At 61.5% G+C, this 270-nt stretch carries 1 pseudogene; it reads right to left on the reverse strand.

Annotation, left to right across the window (positions count from 1 at the left end):
* Nucleotides 1-43: 43 nt before the first annotated feature.
* Nucleotides 44-270: pseudogene (locus HMPREF2656_RS13190) on the reverse strand (hypothetical protein); the annotation flags it as partial.

Consider the following 270-nt stretch of genomic DNA (forward strand, 5'->3'; position numbering starts at 1 on the left):
GCTGGAAGTTCAGGAGGAAGCCTAGACAGCCGCGAAGCCGCGTTTAGGCGGAGATCCTATCGAATTGCAGCTTCCATACGGTATCGATGTCCATGGTGTGGCTTGCGAGCCGGAAATCGTCGTCTGCGGCCTCGATAGCGCGGATGGCGCTTTCCAACGGGTAGTTCGGGTTCGCGGTGACGGTGAACGTGACGGTCGGGCGTTGGCCGACCATAGCGACGCGGCTGTCGGCGCGTTGGACTTCGTCGAGACGCTGGATGGTGTTGCAGG

The sequence above is a fragment of the Corynebacterium sp. HMSC034B08 genome, assembly GCF_001835805.1.
GTDB classification, from domain to species: domain Bacteria; phylum Actinomycetota; class Actinomycetes; order Mycobacteriales; family Mycobacteriaceae; genus Corynebacterium; species Corynebacterium coyleae.